Here is an 18,878-nt window from a genome sequence, read left to right as displayed (position 1 = left end):
GATTTACTTTTTGATTCACCGTCTTTTTGAAACGGCAATATATAAGGCTGGCACAATTAATAGTGTCAAAATTGTTGAGAAAAAGACACCCGATACAATGCAGATTGCCAGCGGCTTAAAGAGCGGATCATTACTTAATGCTACAGGCATTAGGGCAACAAGTGCCGTAAATGCTGTTAGTAAAATTGGCCTAATCCTTGCTCTTCCCGCTTCAATGACAGCTGTCTGTTGATCGAATCCCTGCTTACGCCGCTGCTCAATAAATTCGAACAAGACAACCGCATTTCGGACCACGATACCAGCTAATGAGACAATTCCCATTGTTGCCATAAAGCTGAACGGCGTTTTTGTGACAAATAGTCCGATAACAGCTCCAGATATCGCTAAGTAAACCGTTCCTAGAACTAATAGTGGAAGCATCAATGAATTGAACTGGAAAGCGATGGTCACATAAATGAGAAGCAAGACAACCCCAAATAAGAGACTAATTTCAATAAAGAACTTGGTTTGATCTTCATTTTCTCCGCCTTGAGAAATAGCTAGATCCTTCGCTGCATCTGTTTTTCCTACTTGATCGACGACTTCTTTCATGTCGCCTTTAAACGACTCTGACGTGCCAGGGTACGCCTTCAGCGTAATGGTCGGAATTCCATTTTCATGTGGAATGCTTTCGTACTGCTCTGTTTCTTTTTCTTTTACATATCGGCTAAGTGGCTCGAGTGAAGGCATACCGCCTTCATTTGAATTAACAGGCACTTTTATTTCTTTTAGCTTTAATCCATTTTGATGTGTACCTACATCCTGTTTGACCACTAAATCGATATCTTTTGTTCCTTGTTTAAAGCTGCCTAATGGCATGCCTTCTGTCACAAGACCGAGCTGTCTGCTGACAAGCTGAGCGCTGAGGCCATCCTCTGCCATTCGGTCACGGTTTAGTTCAAAGGAGATCGTTTTTACCGGCTGATTGACATCGTCAGTGATCAAGCTCGCTCCTTTTTCTTTCATTTCACTTGTGAGCGTTTCTTTGACATCAATGAGCTTTGCAAAAGAGTCACCCGCAATGGTTACTGTCACAGGTGCACCAGTTGGCGGTCCTTGAACAATGGTTTTCATAAAGATATCAGCATCTTTAAATTTCTTACGCAATGGCTCTGTCATACGATCGATCAATTGTTTACTCGTCATCTGATCATTGTCTACTCTCACGACAACCTGACCAGTATGATCACTTGCATTTGAGATACTTTCATTAAACAGGTTCGGTACACCGCCGCCTGCAAAGATCGCCGTCTCTTCAATGCCTTTCTGCTGTTTCATCTCTTGTTCTATTTTCTCTAATGTTTCATTTGTTTTGTCTAATGTTGTTTCACTTGGAAGTGTGACAGTGACAACCACTTCTTTCTTATTCGCTGCAGGGAAAAATTCAAATGGTGTGACGAAAATCAGTAAAAAGGCAAGCGTTGCAACAAGCAAACCACTTAAGCCAATAAGCAGCGGACGCTTCACAATGTTCGTCAGCACACGGTCTGCATAAAAATCAGCTAATTTTTTTAACGGTTTGCCTAGGAATCCTGGCTCCTTTTGAATTTTCTTTTTCTGTCTTTTTCGGTTCACGGTATATTGATACACTGGCACTAGCGTCAGAGAAATCACCATAGACGCAAGTACAGTCGTTACGAGGACAGACGGTAATGCTCGTATAAATGAACCGTTTGCACCTGATAGGAAAACAAGTGGCAAGAAAGCAAACACAACCGCAAGTGTTGATGTCAAAATAGACCCTGCCACTTCTTTGACACCTGCAATCGTTCCTTTCAGCGGACTTTCATATTTTTTCATCTGCCTTAAAATATTATCGTTGACGACAATGGCATCATCGACAAGTATCCCTAGGGCAATGATAAAGCCGATAATCGATATCTGATTGAGGTCCACTTGTAAAAATGGCAGCGGAATCGTTCCGATTGTGATTGATAATGGGATGGCAAGTGAAACGATGAACGCACCGCCAATGGTCAGACCAAGTGTGGTGACCACAATAACAGCGATGACCGCAACAATGGCTTCTTTTATCAAATCATTAAAAATGGCATCCACTTCACTTTTTTGTGAATAGTAGTTTACCCACTCGACATCACTTGGAAGCTCTTTCTCTTTCTCAATAACATCACTTACTTTGTTATACATTTTAGGGATATCAAGCCCTGGTTTGATATTGACTGTAAATGAATAGGCAGGCTCTCCGTTATACGACACAATGTCACTTTTCTCTTTTTCTACTTCTTTTAAGCTGCCAAGCTGACTGATTGTGACCGGTTCACGGTTCGTTTTGGAGAAAAGCTCAAGCTTTTTCACTTGATTCAAACGGTCGTAGGTATTGATGGACAGCTTGACCTTATCGCCGCCTGCCCGAATGTCGCCTAGTGGAGATGTGTCAAACTCCTGATTGATGGCATTTGTGACATCCGTTACATTTAACCCTTCTTCCTCCAGTTTGCTTGAATCTAAGTTTAATACCGCTTGCTTGTCATTGAATCCTTTGATGACGACACTGTCTACCCCTTTGATGTCCTCAACCTTTTCCTTCAACGCACGCAGCGATTCCTGACTTTTTGCTAAGTCTGATGACTTACTGGACACAATCATGTATGAACCAACGGGCACGTTGCCGAACTCATCCTTTACATCTGGCTCCATCACTCCGTCAGGAAAGGACGATGCAGCACTTGTGGTTTCGTTCTTAATTTGACTTGCCACCTTTTGAAAGTCGGCTTGATCATCAATTTCAAGCACAATATTTGAAAAACCAATAGCAGAAACAGAGCTCGTTTTCTCTACACCATTGATATCAGATATGGCTGATTCGAGCTTATTGGTTACATCAATTTCCACCTGTTTTGCATCCGCACCTGGGAACACGGTGGAAATTGTGACAATATTCGCTTGGAATTCTGGCAGTTCTCGCTTAGGAAGCTGCGTAAATAAATAGCCGCCAGCAATGAGAACAATAAAAAATAAAATAAAAACAAGCTTTCCTCTTTTCAAAAAAGCTTCAACCATTATTTCACCTACTTAAATATTTATTTTTGATGAAGTATTTTTAACTTAATCTTAATTTATCATCATGGTGAAAAAATGCAAGCTCTAATATGTCATTTTTATCTATTTCATGAACTGAATATGTTATATAAGAAATGTATAGTGGTAAACAAAAACAACCTGCTTACATGATGTAAGCAGGTTGAAAATAATAAAATTAGAATTATCGTGGCTCAACAATCAATTTGATGGCTGTTCTTTCTTCTCCATCGATAAGAATGTCAGTAAAAGCTGGAATGCATATCAAATCCACTCCACTTGGTGCAACAAATCCCCTTGCTATGGCTACAGCCTTGACCGCCTGATTCAGCGCTCCAGCGCCGATTGCTTGTATTTCCGCTGCACCGCGTTCACGTAAAACGCCTGCTAATGCTCCTGCTACTGAATTCGGATTTGACTTTGCTGAAACTTTTAAAATTTCCATTTCTGCTCCCCCTTAAATTTACAATGGATAAGTGAGGGTTCATTAGAACAATCTTTGTTAGATGATGCTATTTTTTGAAAATCCATCCCCAAAATGTTTTTCAAAAATAGCAGGCTACCTACCATTTTTACTATATTCACGATAGAGGGCGCATATTCCTTCTTTCTGATTAATATTTTTCTGAAATAAATATGTGAACATTTATTCAAAGAAAATATGGTCATCATTTATCAAAATTCGATCAATTTTGACAGCTTTTTTCGACTGTTCGTCAATTTCTACGATTACTGCACTTAATGTCGTGCGTCCTTCCGCAATCTCAAAACGGACTGGAAGACTCGTTTTGAATCGTTTAATAATCGTCTCCCGATCAACACCTAAAATGCCATCATAAGGTCCTGTCATTCCCACATCTGAAATATACGCAGTTCCTTTTGGCAAAACGCGGTTATCTGCTGTTTGAACATGTGTATGCGTTCCAACGACACATGATGCACGACCGTCTGTATACCAGCCCATCGCTAGCTTTTCACTTGTGGCTTCACCATGAAAATCAATAAAAATGAACGGTGTACGTTTAGATGCTTCCGCAATTAACTCGTCTACTTTTTGAAATGGGCAGTCAAGTGGGGGTAAAAAAGTACGTCCTTGCAGGTTGATGACGGCTAATTCTTTCCCTTGTTTTTTGATAAACGTCAGACCTTTACCAGGTGTACCTTCTGGGAAGTTCGCCGGACGAACCATGTTGGCTGCGTCATCGATGAAATCAAAAATGTCTCTTTTATCCCATGTATGGTTGCCCATTGTAAGCACGTCAGCTCCTGCTTGCAGCAGTTCATGATAGATTTTTTCAGTGATCCCTTTTCCATGAGCAGCATTTTCTCCATTGACAATGGTAAAGTGGGGCTGATATTTCTTCTTTAGCTTTGGCAAGTATTCTTTCAGTGTGTCTCGTCCAGGTGAACCGACAATATCTCCAACAAATAATATTTTCATGCGCTTTGAACCCTTTCTCTTATAAATTGACTTCTTATCAGTGTTGCATATTTACACAAAAAAATAAAGCGGCGCTAAGCGCACCGCTCTATTTTGCATACTCTACTGCGCGAGTTTCTCGAATGACCGTCACTTTAATGTGACCAGGGTAATCGAGCTCGTCCTCAATCCGCTTACGAATATCCCTTGCTAGACGGTGAGCTTCAAGATCATTAATTGAATCCGGCTTCACCATAATACGTACTTCACGTCCAGCCTGTATCGCAAACGATTTTTCAACACCTTCATAAGATTCAGAGATATCTTCTAATTTCTCAAGTCTCCGAATGTAATTTTCAAGCGTCTCACTTCGTGCACCAGGGCGTGCTGCAGATAATGCATCTGCTGCCGCAACAAGAACAGCGATAATAGATGTCGGTTCTTGGTCACCGTGGTGAGAGGCAATACTGTTGATGACAACAGGATGCTCTTTATATTTCGTCGCAAGCTCAACGCCAATTTCTACGTGGCTTCCTTCTACTTCATGATCAATGGCTTTTCCAATGTCATGCAGAAGACCTGCTCGTTTTGCAAGCTTTGCATCTTCTCCAAGCTCTGAAGCCATGAGACCTGCAAGATGTGCAACCTCAATTGAATGCTTCAGGACATTTTGTCCATAACTTGTACGGAATTTTAAGCGACCGAGAATCTTGATGAGATCCGGATGCAGACCGTGAACTCCGACTTCGAATGTCGTTTGCTCACCCATCTCACGGATATAATCATCGACTTCACGGCGTGATTTTTCCACCATTTCTTCAATTCGTGCAGGATGAATGCGGCCATCCTGGACTAGCTTGTCCAGAGCTATCCTCGCTGTTTCACGTCTAATCGGATCAAAGCCCGATAGGATAACAGCTTCAGGTGTATCATCTATGATCAAGTCAATACCTGTTAACGTTTCTAACGTACGGATATTTCGTCCTTCACGTCCGATAATACGACCTTTCATCTCATCATTTGGAAGATTGACTACAGATACCGTCGTTTCAGCTACATGATCAGCTGCACAACGCTGTAACGCAAGTGAAAGAATATTTTTCGCCTTTTTATCAGCCTCTTCTTTCGCTCGGTTTTCAGATTCTTTCGTCATGACTGCAATGTCGTGGGAAAGCTCATTTTCAACTTGATCCAGAATGATTTGTTTCGCTTCATCTCGAGTTAAACTTGAAATACGTTCCAACTCGGCTTTCTGCAAACGAATCATATCATCCACTTTGCTTTCCATCTCTTCAATATGTTGTTGTCGTTCATTCAGAGAATGATCTCTCTTCTCCAACAGGGACTCCCGTTTATCTAAAGATTCATCTTTGCGATCAAGATTTTCCTCTTTTTGAAGTAAACGGTTTTCTTGTCTTTGAAGCTCATTACGTCTTTCACGAACTTCTTGCTCCGCCTCTACACGAAAGGAATGAATTTCATCTTTCGCTTCCAAGAGCGCTTCTTTCTTCAATGCTTCCGCATCACGCTTTGCATCCTCAACAATTTGTTCGGCCATGTTTCTTGCGCCGGATATTTTTGCTTCTGCAATGGTTTTACGAACAAAGTAGCCAACAACTAAACAGATTAGGCTCAGCAAAATGGAGATGATCGTAAACATCGTAGGCGACATATTTTCACCTCCTCTTGCTATGAACTTGGTTTTACAAATAAAGTGTCGGCATGTACATTGTTTTGTGTCTCAACATACAGGGCCTTCACAGGGAATGAGATCCTCACTGCCCTTGTCAAGTTTAAATTAGTTATCAATCATGTTAAGAAAAACAAGTGATACATTTCCATTGTAATTGTGTCGGAAATACTTGTCAAGCTAGTCAGACTGAGGCGTAAGTCGTTATTTCAAGCAAAGACAGAACTTTTGACCTGCTAGCTGTCATGTAAATGTAAAAAAAAGACGCTTTTCAGCGTCTTTTAGTCTTTAAATTTCCAATTCCTCTTGACCTTCTTCTTCTTCAGCTGCTTTCACTCCGTTTGTATCCAAACCGTAGTGCTCTCTAATTTGTTCTTGAATCATGAGAAGAATATCTTTGTTTTCTTTAAGGAACTGTTTCGCATTTTCGCGGCCTTGTCCAAGACGTTCCTCTTGGTAAGAATACCAAGCACCGCTCTTTTGTACGATATCTAGTTCGCTTCCAAGGTCGATGATTTCGCCCTCTTTTGAAATTCCTTCACCGTACATAATGTCTACTTCTGCAATACGGAATGGCGGTGCTACTTTGTTTTTCACTACTTTAATTCTCGTTTTATTCCCCATAATGTCATTGCCCTGCTTCAGCTGTTCAGCACGGCGCACTTCTAAACGAACAGATGAATAGAACTTCAGCGCACGTCCACCTGGCGTTGTTTCAGGGTTACCGAACATGACCCCAACTTTTTCACGAATTTGGTTAATAAAGATGGCAATGGTTTTTGATTTATTAATGGCACCAGATAGTTTACGAAGTGCTTGGGACATCAAGCGTGCTTGTAGACCAACGTGTGAATCACCCATGTCTCCTTCAATCTCTGCTTTTGGCACAAGAGCAGCTACTGAGTCAATAACAACAATGTCAACTGCACCACTGCGGACAAGAGCTTCTGCAATTTCAAGTGCTTGTTCTCCTGTATCAGGCTGAGAAAGTAACAACTCATCAATATTGACACCTAGTTTTTGAGCATAAACTGGATCGAGCGCATGCTCTGCATCAATAAATGCAGCTTGTCCTCCCTGCTGCTGAACCTCGGCAATGGCATGAAGTGCTACTGTCGTTTTACCAGAACTCTCTGGACCATATACTTCAATAATACGACCGCGAGGATATCCACCTATTCCTAGTGCAGTATCAAGTGCTAACGAACCACTCGGTACTGTTGAAATACGTGTATCTGTTCGCTCTCCTAGTTTCATAATAGAGCCTTTACCAAACTGTTTTTCTATTTGTTTAAGAGCCATATCTAAGGCTGCTTGACGATCACTCATTCTATTGTTTCCTCCTTTATCAATTCCACTATCTATACTATACCTTGTTTCACGTCATTTGCCAAGAAAAAAACGAACACATATTCGATTTTTTCTTGGCAGATTTTTAAGAAAAGAGTGATTTCTATTAGAAAAAACACTCTTTTATAAAGGAGTAAACCTAACAAAAAACAAAATTAACTTTCTTTTAATAAATTGAGCAAGTGATGCAGTCCGTATTTCACAGCGCGCTTTCGAATGCCCGACCGGCTTCCTGTAAACATCCATTCAAACACGTCTGTATGGTCTTTCGTAGATAGCCCGATGAACACTTTTCCGACAGGCTGTCCCTCGTGGGTATCAGGGCCTGCTACACCCGTAAAGCTAATGCCAATATCACTTCCCGTAAGCTTTCTAGCACCTTCAGCAAGCTCTAAAGCACACTCTTTGCTAACAGCACCATGAGAAGACAATGTTTCCTCACGGCAGCCAAGCACCTGCTGTTTGACTTGGTTTGTATAACAAACGATACTGCCGCTTAAAATCGACGATGCACCTTCAAGGTCTGTCAGCCATTCAGAAAACATTCCTCCTGTCAGGCTCTCAGCCGCTGCCACTGTTTTCCCGTGTTCGTGCAAGGCCTTGGAGGCTTCACGGACAAGTGATGTATCACCATACCCGTAGAAGTACTCTCCTACACGCGCTAAAATTTTCGCTTCCGTCTCTTTTAACAGACGCTCCGTTTCTTTTTCATCCTTATGCTTAGCCGTGAGCCTAAGTGTCACTTCACCGTCAGATGCGAGAGGTGCAATCGTTGGGTTGGTTTGAGCATCAATTAAATCTTCTAGGTCTGTTTCAAGCTGTGATTCACCGATTCCGAAAAAGCGAAGAACAACAGACACGATTTTTTCCTTCAAATCCAGTTTCTCAGATATCAGCGGCTTCGCCTCGTTCTCAAACATTGGATGCAGTTCACTTGGCGGACCAGGAAGAAGCATATAAAACGTATCGTTTTCTTGAATAAACATACCTGGAGCCATTCCAAACCGGTTCACGAGCACATCAGATCCTTCTAGGACGAGTGCCTGCTTCCGGTTATTCGGTGACATGTCTCGTCCAGTCTTTCGAAAGTATTCTTGAATGGATTCAAATGCTTCTTCATTTAGCACGAGCTCTTTTCCAAGCGTACTCGCGATGGTTTCTTTTGTTAAATCATCTTTCGTTGGTCCAAGACCACCTGAGAAGATAATAAAATTCGATCTTTCCTGCGCCACTTGAATGGCCCTTTTTAAACGCTCTGGATTGTCACCAACTGCTGTATGGTAATAAACATTCACACCAATTTCAGCCAGCTGTTTGCTGATGAATTGTGCATTCGTATTCGTAATTTGCCCTAGCAAAAGTTCGGAACCGACTGCAATAATTTCTGCTTTTCTCTCTGACTTCAAAGCGTACACGTCCTTTTTAGTTAGCATTCTTTAAAGCTTCCCAGTTTTTCACAAAGTAATCCCAGCCTGACACAACAGTGAAGAACACTGCTACCCACATCGCAAGGTCACCAAACGGGAATGATACAAGTTCGAACGGCAGGTTATGCAATAGAAGAGCTGAAATCGCAATGATTTGCGCCCATGTTTTCACTTTTCCAAGCATATTAGCTGCTACCACTTCACCGCCTCCGGCTAGTACAAGCCTTAGACCAGTTACAGCAAATTCACGGCTAATGATCACAATCGCCATCCATGCCGGCGTGAGGTTGTACTGAACAAGTATAATTAAAGCAGCTGAAACAAGCAATTTATCTGCAAGCGGATCTAAAAATTTACCAAAATTCGTCACTAAGTTCAGTTTACGCGCATAGTACCCATCAATCCAGTCCGTTGTCGAAGCAACAATAAACAGGATTGCTCCAACAAGATGCGTCACTTCGATGCTGACGTGACCAAAACGTGCAACGCCCCAATCTAAAGGTGCAAGCATAATAATCATAAAAACAGGGATCAAGGCGATCCTAGAAAGAGTTATTTTATTCGGTAAGTTAAACATGAATTTCAATCCTCCAATAAGCCATTTTTTTATGTATATATAATAGTAGGAACAAAAGAAAAGTCATCTACTTGCTTAAGATGACTTTTCCTTTCCTTTATTCACAATCACAATGTTTTGTGTCATGGTGTTCTTAGGGTCTAATTCGTACTTAAGTGTCTCGTCATTCACCTTAATATCAATTCCAGTCGCATTGCCTAGACGGATATCGACCTGAGAGAGCTCAGACAGGTCTGTTTTAAACGATTCACCATCTTTTAGTTCACCCATTTTCAGCACTTTTCCAGATTCGTCTCTGACGCGCAGCCAAGAAGCTTTTGTAGCAGAAATGGTTAACTCCATCTCATCTGCGCCTGACACTTCATACGTTGTCGTTGAGCCTTCTGTATTCGCTGCCTTCAAAGAGACCGTTTCATCGTCTTTGGATGAATCCTTTGATGAGTCATCTTTTTTAGATGATTTTTCTTGATCATCTGACGAAGCTTTTTCTTTTTTCTTTTGATCCTTGGCAAGAGATGAATCCTCAGATACTTCATACTTAGATTCTGACTGCTGAGGAGCCGTCTGGTTGTTCTTCTGTCCGCTATCATGATTGACCGCCTGCACGATGACATAAATGATCGCGATGACCACAAGGACGCCTCCAATAATCAAAATGGTCGGCAGCAACTCAAGCACCTTCGAGGCAGGCTTAGGCAGCTCTCTTTGCGGCTTAATATTTGATAATTTATCAGATACTTCATCGTTATACGTGCTCGGCACATCTTTACGAAATTCTTCGAACAATTGTTCAGGATTTAGTCCAACGGCTTCGGCATATTGTTTAATAAATGCTCTGACGTAAAATTTACCTGGAATAATATCATAGTTTCCTTGTTCGATTGCTAGCAAGTAGCGCTTTTGGATTTTGGTCACCGTCTGAAGATCCTCCAGCGACATCCCTTTTTCCTCTCTGGCCTCAATGAGCCGTTTTCCCAATTCAGTCAAAACAAACACCTACCATTACCATATTAAAAATCGAAGCCAGAAAAACCAGAATGATCAAACACTTGTGGTTCTTCAGCGTGCTCATATGTAATCTCTTCGTCTGCACTATTACGCAATTCAATGATATAGTCGAAATCATCCATTGTATATTCTGAATTTTGAATAAAGATGTCTGGATGCTCAACTACTTTTGTTGCCGGCAGTCTCATAATTTCTCTTAAAAGCTGCAAGTGCTTCTCAGAACCTCTTCGCGTCGACACAATTCCATCAATAATAAAGACGTTATCTGGGCTGTATTCATCCGCAATCAGCTGGCTTCGGATCGTCTGTTTCAAAAGAGTGGACGATACAAAAAGCCATCTCTTGCTGGCACATACACTTGAAGCCACAATTGATTCTGTTTTTCCGACACGCGGCATCCCGCGAATCCCAATCAATTTATGTCCTTCTTTTTTAAATAGCTCAGCCATAAAATCAACAAGAAGACCAAGCTCGTCCCTTTCAAATCGGAACGTCTTTTTGTCATCTGCATCACGCTGAATATATCTGCCGTGACGAACCGCTAAGCGGTCACGAAGTTTTGGCTGTCTTAATTTCGTTACTTTTATCGTTTCCATTGTATTTAAAATTGATTCAAGGCGCTTAATTTGATCTGTATGGTCACAGCGCAGAAGCATTCCGCGTCTTGATACATCAACACCATTAATTGTCACAATATTAATTGAAAGCATCCCCATTAGAGATGAAATGTCTCCTAAAAGTCCGGGACGGTTTACCTGTATCTCATATTCAAAATACCATTCGAGCTTTGCCAAATGATATTACCCCCTTCATTGTGGCAAATTTTTACCTTCCTATATCATAAAGCATTTTCACATTTTTAGAAAGCACAATGTTGTGAAACAGTTAAAATAAAAAGAGAGGCACAAACGACCCCTCTTTTTGTTTAGTGCGAGCTATTATTTTCAACCAGTTTGACCATCATATTGGCAATTGCGCGCTGCTCATCTTCTGATGCAACGCTCCAAAGGTCAGCAAGTACTCTTTCTTGCTCGTTCTTTGCTTCAACTTCGTTAGCTAAATATCCGCCAATTTCATACGCAAGGTTATTGATGGTATCATCTTTTAAGCCTTTATCCTGCGCATGATTTAAGCGGTCACCTAAAAAGTTTTTCCAATGGTCCCAGTTCTCAAGTACTGACATGTCGATTCCTCCATTCGAAAAGATGAATTACAGCCATAGCTTTTGTCATGGAGTTACGAATTATACACGTTATTTAACAGTACCAGCCTCCATTAACGGATAAAATTTGACCTGTCATATAACTTGACTGCTTTGAGGCGAGAAACCAAATGACATCTGCAATCTCCTCAGGTGATGCAAGCCGGCCAAGCGGGATTTCTTCCTCCAGCATGTCAATATCTTCTTGTGTGAAGCTTTTCATCATGTCTGTATGGACAGCACCTGGCGAAACAGCATTTGCTCTAATTCCACTTGGGGCAAGCTCTTTTGCCAGACCTTTAATAAACGCATTTTGCGCCCCCTTTACCATGCTATACAGCACTTCACACGATGCACCTGTTTCTCCCCATATTGAGCTTACCGCAACAATATGACCTGCTTTTTTTTGAATCATGGCTGGCAATAGGTGCTGGGTGACCTCATATGGACTTGTGACATGAAGCTGCACCATACTGGCTAATACGTCTTTTTCTGTATCTGTCACTAATCCGACATGACTCTTACCGCTATTTAATACAAGAATATCTGGACATACAGGCAGACGGCTGACGAGCTCATCTGCTCCGCCCGTTTTAGCTAAATCCGCTTGAACGACATGCGTCTGAATATGACATGTTTCTTCCAGCTCAGCGGCAAGCTGAACGGCTGTCTGTTCATTTTTGTGATAATGGAGTATCACATGGCAGCCTTCCTGGGCAAGCTTTTTTGCCGCAGCCTGCCCAATCCCGCCACTGGCACCTGTTATCAGCGCCCAACGACTCATCACATGGATTCCTACTTTCTATTTGAAATATCTATTCTTTTCGTTTAAATGGGAACCAGTTCGCTGATCCGAACAATTTCACCATCACAGGTACGAACAATGGTAGCACAACGAGTGCGTACAGCAAAAGTCCTGTGAGAACAAGTGTTGCAATCTGCAGGAGAGACAGCACTCCTGAAGGAAGCATGGCTGCAAATGTTCCTGCCAAAATAACAGCAGCAGACATAATGACAGAGCCCATATTCTTCATTGATTCGGTCATCGCAAACTGAATGTCTTTTGTTTTGTATTCATTGAACCTCTCCATTAAGAAAATCGAATAATCGACTCCGAGCGCCATTAATATGACAAATCCAAAGAATGGAACCGCCCAGTTAATGCCCGGATATCCGAAGAAATGAGTGAAAATAAATTCTGTCATTCCGATAGCTGTAAAGTAAGTCAAAATAAGTGAACCTACCAAGTACAGCGGCATCACAAGCGAACGGAACAGGATCACAAGGATGAGGAAAATACCGATCATCATGTAAAGAACCGTCTTATTGAAATCTTGGTCTGACAGCTGTTTTAAATCAGCATTCATACTTGATACACCTGAAACACCAAATGATGCATCTTTTAAATTCGTTTCAGGAAGTGCCCGCTCGACAGAAGCTTCTACTTGTTTGATCGTCGACATGGCTTCGTTGCCATATGGATTTTTTTCTAAAATGACATCAATCTTTGTCATCTTGCGGTCATCCGACATGTATGAATCAAACACTTGCTTGAATGCTTTGTTTTTCAGCACGTCTTTTGGGATAAACCAGCCGGCCATGTCTTGATCTGGTGCATTTTTCAGTTCGTCTAAGTAGTCACCTGCACCCATTAATCCGCTTGAAATTTTCTCTAAGCCATCGACGCTTTTGTTCAGCCCATCTGTCAGTTTGGTCAGGTCATCACCAAAACCGCCAATCTTTTCTTTCATTTGTTTTTGACCATCAATCACTTGCCCGGCACCATTTGCAAGCTTTGGCATATTATCAGCTATTTGCCCTTGACCTTTAGACGTTTTATCCAATCCAGTTTCAATTGCATCTAAGCCAGCAATGAGTTCATCGATTTGACTCGTCAAAACGTTTTGCTGCTCTCTAGCTTTTGCGATAAAGGCATCCGCTGCTTCAAGCTGTTTTCTAGCTTCTTTCGCTTGTTTGGCATAGCTGTCTGCCTGTTTTGCGCCTTCTTGCAAGGTCGTAGAAAGTTCATTATATGAAGCTTTGATGGCTTGATACGATTGATTTTCTTTCACTTGCGGAATTTGTTTTTCAAGTGTACTAAATTGTTTATTTGCTTGTGTGATTAATGCTTTTACATCCGCTGCGGCAGAGGAGGACGTATCCACCTGCGCCAATGCTGCCTTTAATTCTTTGGAAATGCTTTTATACAGCGACACTTGCTGATTTACTTGTGCGACTTGAGTCGTTAATTCTTTTTTCGCACCTTTAATTTTTTCTTTAATCTGTGCAACACCGTTTTTGTTTTGATCGATTCCGCCTTGTAAATCTCTTAACGATTTTTCGATGTTTTGAATGCCTGTTTTCACTGATTCTGTACCAGAAATCAATTTGTTAATGCCTTTTCCAGATGATTTGATTTGCGGCGTTTGATCCTCAATGGATTGACTCATTGTCGTCAGTGCATCTTGGATTTTTTTCAAGCCTTCATTACTTTTATCAAGTCCGGTATTTAGTTCTTTTGCTTGTGATTTCACGTATAGATCACTCAGCCCTTTACCGACAGGACGTGTCGCACTTCTCACTTTACTTACGCCATCTGTTTGTTCAATTGCACGGCTGAGTTTTTCAACAGCAATCAGCCCTTTATTGTTGTCTAACAGATCAGCTGATTTCACGACAATCGTTGCCGGTAGAGCTTCTCCTGGCCCAAATTTGTCGGAAATCGTATTGAATGCATTGACTGATTCATATTTATTACCGATTTCATCTAAGCTATTATAAGAAAGCGTTCCTTTATACATGAGAATGGGAGGAAGCGTAATGACTCCTACGATTAGTAAACTGAAAAGTGGTTTTTTAAATGAAAAGCGTCCTGCTGTTTCCCACATTTTTGACTGCGGATGCGCAATATCACCTTTAATCGGCCAAAATAACACTTTTCCTAAAACCGCCATAAAGAACGGAACAATCGTGAGAAGCGCCACAATGAGCACAGCAACACCAACTGCTACTGCAACAGCTGATTTATAGAGCTGAAACTGTGCCAGGCCAATACATGTAAAACCGATGAGCACAGCAATTCCGCTGAATAAAACAGTCTTTCCTGCTGTTTTATACGTAATGAGAATTGCCTCAATTTTATCTTTACCGTGTGCGATTTCTTCTTTAAAGCGGCTGAGAAGTAGAATGCAGTAGTCCGTTCCTATTCCAAACATGATCGCGACCATGAAAATTTGGGTAAAGGTCGAGAGCGGGAAGTCGAGATATTTGACTAAATAAGCCACGATGGATTGACTCACCAAGTAAGACAAAGCTACTGCGACTAATGGAACGAAAGGCGCCACAGCTGATCTAAAGACAAGGACAAGAACGATAAGAATAAACCCAATCGTAATGAACTCTGTTTTCTTCAGACCTTCTTGCGAGCTTGTGATCACGTCATCATCAATTAACGGCTGTCCTGTCATTTCATATGTTAGATTTAAGCTCTTCAGCTTTTCATTGACTCTTTCTTTAAAATCGGAAGCTTTGATTTTGTTTGAGTCATATGTAACTGGAACAAGGAGCGTCGTGCGATCTTTAGAGAGCATCTGTTTTTTGATATCTTTATTGGCGTCAAAATAAGAAGTGATGTCCTCGACATGTAGCTCTTGGTCCTTTTCTAAAATCTCCATTGCCTTTTTTAAAGATGTTTCTCTTTCTTTGACGATGTTCTTTTCTTGAAAGACAATGACAATTGATTTTTCTGTATCACCGTTTTCAGACATTTTCTTTAATAACTGATTTGCATATGAGGACGGATAGCCGTCTGGTACTGAAATTTGCCCTTTTTCTTTTGTTAATTGCGCCATATTAGGGGCGGTGATGAGTAACACTGCCGCTAATACGATCCATAAAATCGTGATCAGCCATCTACCCTTTATGATTGCTCTCATTAGTACTTTGTGCCTCCTCTTCGATGATTACTTGATAGATCTTTTCATATGTTTGAATAAATGATTCCATTTCTTTTTCTTCCAGCTTTTCAAAATAAGATCGAACGAGATCCTGAAGCTGCTTTTCCATTCGGCTGACCACATCTTTGCCCTCTGGCGTGACGTAAAGGTGAACATTTCTTCGATCGGCTTTATCGTGCTCACGGACAATATAGTTTTTTGTAAAAAGACGATTGGTCATGGAGGTTACCGCACTTTTATTCACATTGCATACATTTGCAAGGTCAGTTGACGTACATCCAGGATGTAAATTGATGTATCGAAGTGAGTAATACTGATCAAGTGTCAGCTCTTTATCAAGCTTTTCCGTGATCATACTTGATACCTTTTTTTCCATCATGAGATAGACGTCTGCATATCTCTGAATGAGCTGTGCAATTTTATTTTGTTCCATACGCTGCTCCTTTTTTAGTTTAAGTGTTTAACTATTAAAGAGTTTAACTAATGAACAAAATGATTGTCAATGAAAATCCTCACAAATCACAGGCTTTTATTCATTAAACACAAAAAAGACAAACTCATTTGATCTGAGTTTGTCTCTCTTTATTTATTTTGTTTTCGGGACGACTTTGAAAACGGACATCCGTTCTTCATCAATTTCTTCCTCTAAAATTTGCTGAATGTCGGTTAATTGGATCTGTTCCAGCATGGTCACAACATCAAATAAGCTCATATCTAAAAATGCATATCGAGTGAATTGGTTCGCAATGTATTCAGGAGAGTTCATGGCTTTTAAAAAGCTGCCGATTTTCTTCTTGCGCGCGAGCTCAATTTTCTCTTCTGAGATCAAGTTCTTTGCTTGAAGAAGGGTTTCTTTTAATACTTTTGCCAGTTGATCAGGATCATTTGTGTCTCCGCCAACTGACGTGAAGCCAAAGCCGCCTTCTTCCGTATAATCGTAGCTGAAGGTCTCATCAATTAAGCCTTTTTCATACATTTGTTCATATTGTAAGGAGCTTTTACCAAACAGTGTCTCTAAAATGAGATTCATTCCGAGCTCATGTTTTAGCAGCTCATTTCCTTTTTTATGAGGATTTTTTGTTTTCAAACCGAACATACATTTTGAGCCTTGTACGTTCATTGGAAGTTCGTATTCTTTTCGGTACACACCTTCAGGCTCATTGATTTCTTTTCGTTTGATCTCTGGCTGGTCTGTAAATGGCTTTTTCGCCTGATTTGCTCGAACTTGATCTAATATTTGCTTCGGATCAACGGGACCGACAACAAATAGAAGCATATTGCTCGGGTGATAGAACGTTTCATAGCATTCATACAAATGATCTTTTGTAATCGGAGCAATGCTTTCTACTGTTCCAGCTATATCAATTCTCACGGGGTGCTCTTGATATAGATTTTCAATCAGACCGAAGAATAAACGCCAGTCCGGATTGTCATCATACATGTTAATCTCTTGACCAATGATGCCTTTTTCTTTTTCGACCGTTTTTTCAGTAAAATAAGGTTCCTGAACAAAATCAATGAGTGTCTCAAGATTTTGTTCGACATTTGAGGTGCTTGAGAATAAGTAAGCTGTTCTCGTAAATGTCGTAAAAGCATTTGCGGATGCTCCTTGTTTACTAAATGTATGAAATACGTCTCCGTCTTCTTTTTCAAACAGTTTATGCTCTAAGAAATGGGCAATTCCGTCAGGCACTCGAATCATGTCTTCTTTGCCAAGCGGCACAAATTCGTTATCGACAGAGCCATATTTGGTTGTAAAGGTCGCATAGGTTTTGTTAAACCCTTGCTTTGGGAGCACATAGACGTCAAGTCCGCTCTCCATTTTTTCGTGATAGACCGTTTCTTGCAGCTGGTCGAATTGAATTGTTTTCACTGTCATGAAGCACCCTCCGTTCCTTTAAGAAAATAGGTCGTATCCCATTCGATTTTCTGACCCACTTTGATGATGTCCTCTTTTGTCACTCGGTCAAGTGCTTCTAAAAAGGAATCAAGCGTTTCCCCTGTTGGCACAACGGCATGCTGATACAGGTATTCCGCTGTCCCATAAGATGTATCGATCGTTTCAAGCAGCTGATTTTTGACGACAGCTTTTGTTTGGTCAATCGCTTCATCTGAAAAATCACCTTTTTGCATCGCTTCAAATTGTTCTTTTATGATGTCTACTGCCTGCTGATAGTTGCCGACTTCAATCCCTGACATGACCATCATCAAGCCTTTAAAGCTCTCAAGTCTAGACACAGCGTAGTACGCAAGACTTGCTTTTTCCCGAACATTGATGAATAGCTTCGAGTGTGAGAAGCCGCCGAATATGCCATTAAACAAATGCAAAGCCGGATAATCGTCATCTGCAATCGTCGTATGCGTGCGAAAGCCGATATTCAGTTTGCCTTGCTTCACGTCTTCTTCGTCGATGACTTCTTTTGCTTCTCTTTGCGTGCTTGCTGATTCAGCGTGTTGTTTGACCGGTTCTCTATTACTTGTTTTGAAGTATTGAGAGACCATTCGGCTGATGTCTTGTTCGTCTACATCTCCCACAACATAAAGATCAAGCTGATTTGTTTGAAGCGCATGCTTATATGCTTCAAACAGCGATTGAGCTGTGATCGTTTCGATATCTTCCATTTCTCCATTGACGTGCAGTGCATACGGTTCACCTTTGCACATTTCCTGCACAAGCCTTAAGTTCGAGTAACGCATTTTATCATCATACACTGCTTGAATTCGCTGTTTTAAAGTACGTTTTTCTTGATCTACATATAATTGACTAAACGCTCCATTTTCAACATACGGATGGAATAGTAGATCAGATAGTAAGGCAATCCCTTTTTCTAGTAAAGGGGTTTGATCCTTTAAATATTTCTCATTCGCCATTTCCAGGCGGAAGGTAATGATGTGATTCTCCCCTTTTTTCGCCATGTCTGCTGAAACCGTAGCACCATAAAGCTCATCAAAATAAGCACGCAATTCTCCTGTTTTCGGCATTTTCTCTGTTCCTCTTAACAGCACATGCGGGAAAAGTGAACGCATGGTGACGTCATCTTTCGATAGAGGCGCAAGCATTTTAAAAAGGATTGTGACCGTTTTAAATTTTTCTGTTTTGACAATATGAGTATGAAGACCAGGTGTGTCTAGTGTCTTCTCTTGTAAGTACGTCATGAGAAACCTCCTTTG

Annotated in this window: 15 protein-coding genes; all 15 read right to left on the bottom strand. The window is 41.1% G+C overall.

Annotation, left to right across the window (positions count from 1 at the left end; genetic code table 11):
• Window positions 1–15 precede the first annotated feature (15 nt).
• Complete coding sequence (locus CKW02_RS08440) at window positions 16–3,060, bottom strand: efflux RND transporter permease subunit (protein ID WP_003211082.1); 3,045 nt, start codon at window positions 3,058–3,060, stop codon at window positions 16–18.
• A 202-nt stretch (window positions 3,061–3,262) separates the two neighbouring features.
• On the bottom strand, window positions 3,263–3,523 hold the full coding sequence (spoVS, locus tag CKW02_RS08435; RefSeq protein ID WP_003211281.1) for a stage V sporulation protein SpoVS: 261 nt from the start codon (window positions 3,521–3,523) through the stop codon (window positions 3,263–3,265).
• Window positions 3,524–3,724: 201 nt separating this feature from the next.
• Window positions 3,725–4,519, bottom strand: coding sequence for a TIGR00282 family metallophosphoesterase (locus tag CKW02_RS08425; protein ID WP_003212177.1), 795 nt, complete (start codon window positions 4,517–4,519; stop codon window positions 3,725–3,727).
• Window positions 4,520–4,607: 88 nt separating this feature from the next.
• A complete protein-coding gene (gene rny, locus CKW02_RS08420) occupies window positions 4,608–6,170 on the bottom strand; it encodes a ribonuclease Y (protein ID WP_003211958.1) in 1,563 nt (520 codons plus the stop codon).
• A 306-nt stretch (window positions 6,171–6,476) separates the two neighbouring features.
• A complete protein-coding gene (recA, locus tag CKW02_RS08415) occupies window positions 6,477–7,517 on the bottom strand; it encodes a recombinase RecA (protein WP_003211102.1) in 1,041 nt (346 codons plus the stop codon).
• A gap of 176 nt (window positions 7,518–7,693) precedes the next feature.
• Window positions 7,694–8,944 (bottom strand): competence/damage-inducible protein A, encoded by a 1,251-nt coding sequence (locus tag CKW02_RS08410; protein ID WP_034620034.1) that lies wholly within the window; start codon window positions 8,942–8,944, stop codon window positions 7,694–7,696.
• Window positions 8,945–8,960: 16 nt separating this feature from the next.
• Window positions 8,961–9,542 carry a CDP-diacylglycerol--glycerol-3-phosphate 3-phosphatidyltransferase gene (gene pgsA / locus CKW02_RS08405; RefSeq protein ID WP_003211136.1) on the bottom strand — a complete coding sequence of 194 codons (582 nt, stop codon included), beginning with the start codon at window positions 9,540–9,542 and terminating at the stop codon, window positions 8,961–8,963.
• A gap of 75 nt (window positions 9,543–9,617) precedes the next feature.
• Window positions 9,618–10,529 carry a helix-turn-helix domain-containing protein gene (locus CKW02_RS08400; protein ID WP_003212257.1) on the bottom strand — a complete coding sequence of 304 codons (912 nt, stop codon included), beginning with the start codon at window positions 10,527–10,529 and terminating at the stop codon, window positions 9,618–9,620.
• Window positions 10,530–10,552: 23 nt separating this feature from the next.
• Entirely contained in the window at window positions 10,553–11,344 is a 792-nt protein-coding gene (locus CKW02_RS08395) for a DUF3388 domain-containing protein (RefSeq protein ID WP_003211480.1), read from the bottom strand.
• A 131-nt stretch (window positions 11,345–11,475) separates the two neighbouring features.
• On the bottom strand, window positions 11,476–11,733 hold the full coding sequence (locus CKW02_RS08390; RefSeq protein ID WP_003211590.1) for a DUF3243 domain-containing protein: 258 nt from the start codon (window positions 11,731–11,733) through the stop codon (window positions 11,476–11,478).
• 73 nt (window positions 11,734–11,806) lie between these two features.
• Entirely contained in the window at window positions 11,807–12,535 is a 729-nt protein-coding gene (ymfI, locus tag CKW02_RS08385) for an elongation factor P 5-aminopentanone reductase (RefSeq protein ID WP_003212491.1), read from the bottom strand.
• Between the two features lie 31 nt (window positions 12,536–12,566).
• Complete coding sequence (locus tag CKW02_RS08380) at window positions 12,567–15,686, bottom strand: MMPL family transporter (RefSeq protein WP_003211918.1); 3,120 nt, start codon at window positions 15,684–15,686, stop codon at window positions 12,567–12,569.
• A complete protein-coding gene (locus tag CKW02_RS08375; RefSeq protein WP_003212512.1) occupies window positions 15,664–16,140 on the bottom strand; it encodes a MarR family winged helix-turn-helix transcriptional regulator in 477 nt (158 codons plus the stop codon). The genes CKW02_RS08380 and CKW02_RS08375 overlap by 23 nt, the downstream gene beginning before the upstream one ends.
• A 153-nt stretch (window positions 16,141–16,293) precedes the next feature.
• Complete coding sequence (gene yfmH, locus CKW02_RS08370) at window positions 16,294–17,586, bottom strand: EF-P 5-aminopentanol modification-associated protein YfmH (protein ID WP_003211037.1); 1,293 nt, start codon at window positions 17,584–17,586, stop codon at window positions 16,294–16,296.
• Window positions 17,583–18,863 carry an EF-P 5-aminopentanol modification-associated protein YfmF gene (yfmF, locus tag CKW02_RS08365; protein WP_003212075.1) on the bottom strand — a complete coding sequence of 427 codons (1,281 nt, stop codon included), beginning with the start codon at window positions 18,861–18,863 and terminating at the stop codon, window positions 17,583–17,585. The genes yfmH and yfmF overlap by 4 nt, the downstream gene beginning before the upstream one ends.
• Window positions 18,864–18,878 lie beyond the last annotated feature (15 nt).

Source organism: Bacillus pumilus (genome assembly GCF_900186955.1).
In the GTDB taxonomy this organism is placed as follows: Bacteria; Bacillota; Bacilli; order Bacillales; family Bacillaceae; genus Bacillus; species Bacillus pumilus.
The sequence above is the reverse complement of the archived record's forward strand: the minus strand, read 5'-3'. Positions and strand labels throughout refer to the sequence as shown.

What these genes read in the sequence shown, in the direction of transcription:
- CKW02_RS08440 (WP_003211082.1), bottom strand. Translation starts at nt 3,060, where the DNA reads ATGGTTGAAGCTTTTTTGAAAAGAGGAAAGCTTGTTTTTATTTTATTT.
- spoVS (WP_003211281.1), bottom strand. Translation starts at nt 3,523, where the DNA reads ATGGAAATTTTAAAAGTTTCAGCAAAGTCAAATCCGAATTCAGTAGCA.
- CKW02_RS08425 (WP_003212177.1), bottom strand. Translation starts at nt 4,519, where the DNA reads ATGAAAATATTATTTGTTGGAGATATTGTCGGTTCACCTGGACGAGAC.
- rny (WP_003211958.1), bottom strand. Translation starts at nt 6,170, where the DNA reads ATGTCGCCTACGATGTTTACGATCATCTCCATTTTGCTGAGCCTAATC.
- recA (WP_003211102.1), bottom strand. Translation starts at nt 7,517, where the DNA reads ATGAGTGATCGTCAAGCAGCCTTAGATATGGCTCTTAAACAAATAGAA.
- pgsA (WP_003211136.1), bottom strand. Translation starts at nt 9,542, where the DNA reads ATGTTTAACTTACCGAATAAAATAACTCTTTCTAGGATCGCCTTGATC.
- CKW02_RS08390 (WP_003211590.1), bottom strand. Translation starts at nt 11,733, where the DNA reads ATGTCAGTACTTGAGAACTGGGACCATTGGAAAAACTTTTTAGGTGAC.
- ymfI (WP_003212491.1), bottom strand. Translation starts at nt 12,535, where the DNA reads ATGAGTCGTTGGGCGCTGATAACAGGTGCCAGTGGCGGGATTGGGCAG.
- CKW02_RS08380 (WP_003211918.1), bottom strand. Translation starts at nt 15,686, where the DNA reads ATGAGAGCAATCATAAAGGGTAGATGGCTGATCACGATTTTATGGATC.
- CKW02_RS08375 (WP_003212512.1), bottom strand. Translation starts at nt 16,140, where the DNA reads ATGGAACAAAATAAAATTGCACAGCTCATTCAGAGATATGCAGACGTC.
- yfmH (WP_003211037.1), bottom strand. Translation starts at nt 17,586, where the DNA reads ATGACAGTGAAAACAATTCAATTCGACCAGCTGCAAGAAACGGTCTAT.
- yfmF (WP_003212075.1), bottom strand. Translation starts at nt 18,863, where the DNA reads ATGACGTACTTACAAGAGAAGACACTAGACACACCTGGTCTTCATACT.